This window comes from Rhizobacter sp. P2_H2 (genome assembly GCF_056403375.1).
In genome coordinates, this window is the sequence record NZ_JBFUFP010001030.1 from 1 (window position 1) to 1,919 (window position 1,919).

Here is a 1,919-nt window from a genome sequence, read left to right on the forward strand (position 1 = left end):
TCGGCTTCGGGCTCACCATGYCCTGGATCACCGCGTGGATCGCCGCCTTCTGGTCGGGCGTCTCCTCGAAGCCGAAGCTCGCGGCGAAGGCCTCGTAGTCGTGCGGCGAGAAGCGGAACGCGAAGCCCTCGCGCGCGGCGCGGCGGGCGTACAGGTTCAGCAGCTCGGCCGCGGTGTCGCGCACCTGCTCGGCGGCACGGCGCTTGGCCTTGTCCCACTGGCCGGAGCCGAGGCGGTGCAGCGGCGCCTCTTCGGCGCTGACGCCGGTGTAGCGGCTGATCAGGTGCAGCTGCGCGACCGGCACGTACAGCGTGGCCTTGTCGGCGTACTCGAGGTGCAGGAACTCGCTCGGGCCATCGCCCAGGTCGATGTTCATCAGCCCCACATAACGCCCGATCCCGTGGTTCACATGCACCACCGGGTCGCCGACCTTCAGCTCCGACAGGTCCTTGATCAGCGCGTTGACGTCGCTGACCTGCTCCTGCTTGCGCTTGCGCCGCCCGGTGGGCGAGGTCGCGAACAGCTCGGTCTCGGTGATGAACTGGATCGCGCGGCCGAGCTCGGCGTCGTGCCAGAAGAAGCCCTCGGCCAGCGGCGCGACCGCGATCGCGAAGCGCTCATCGCCCTGCTCGAACTCGGCGAGGCTCGCGACCGACGGCGGCTCGATGCGGTTGTCGCGCAGCAGCTCCAGCAGGCTCTCGCGCCGGCCCTCGCTCTCGGCGACGATCAGCACGCGGTGCGCCGTGGTGCCCACGTGCAGCTGCAGCTTCTTCAGCGGTTCGGGCGCGCCGCGGTCGACGCTGAGGTCGGGCAGCGGGCGCGCCCAGTCGGTCTCTTCCTTGCCGCGCACCGACAGCACCGCGTGCGCATTGGCGATCGCGAAGAAATCCTCGGTGCGCAGGAAGATGTCTTCCGGCGGCAGGATCGGCCGTTCCTTGTCGTGCTGCAGGAAGCGGTGGCGCTCGCGGGTGTCGACCCAGAAGCGCTTCAGCGCATCGTCGACCTCGCCGTGCAGCGCGATCGCGGCCTGCTCGCCGAGGTAGTCGAAGATCGTCGCGACGCTGTCGAAGAAGAGCGGCAGGTAGTACTCGATGCCGGCGGTCGCGATGCCGCTGCCGATATCCTTGTACAGGCGCACCTTGGTCGGGTCGCCGTCCATCTTCTCGCGCCAGCGGGCGCGGAACGCGGTGCGCGAGTCCTCGTCCATCGGGAACTCGCGGCCCGGCAGCAGCCGCACCTCGGGCACCGGGAACAGGCTGCGCTGGCTGTCGGGGTCGAAGGTGCGGATGCTGTCGACCTCGTCGCCGAACAGGTCGACGCGGTACGGCACCAGCGAGCCCATCGGGAACAGGTCGATCAGCCCGCCGCGCACTGCGTACTCGCYCGGCGACACCACCTGGCTCACATGCGTGTAGCCGGCCAGCGTGAGCTGCGCCTTCAGCGCCGCCTCGTTGAGCTTTTCCTTCTGCCTGAAGTTGAAGGTGTAGGCGGCCAGGAAACTCGGCGGAGCGAGCCGCACCAGCGCGGTCGAGGCGGGCAGCAGCACCACGTCGACCTCGCCGCGCTGGATGCGCCACAGCGTGGCCAGCCGCTCGGAGATCAGGTCCTGGTGCGGCGAGAAGGTGTCGTAGGGGAGGGTCTCCCAGTCGGGGAACACCGCGATGCGCAGCTCGGGCGCGAAGAACGCGAGCTCGCCTTCGAGGCGCTGCGTGTCGGCCGGCTCGGCGCTGACGATCGCAGTCAATTGCTTCTGCGCGGTGCGTGCCTGCGCGAAGCGCGCCAGCAGCAGGGCATCGGCCGAGCCGATCGGGCGCGGCAGCGTGAAGCGTTTTCCGGGAGACAGGCTGGGAAGGTGCATGGACACAATCGCGCGACAAAATCAAATCGCCCCGCGCGACGTGGCGGCGGGGCGATAGGGC

At 69.5% G+C, this 1,919-nt stretch carries 1 protein-coding gene; it reads right to left on the minus strand.

All coding sequences use genetic code 11. The features are described 5' to 3' along the window. Positions 1-1,858: CarD family transcriptional regulator (locus AC1D15_RS29650; protein WP_477828840.1), on the minus strand; the 1,858-nt coding region annotated here is incomplete at its 3' end. Positions 1,859-1,919 lie beyond the last annotated feature (61 nt).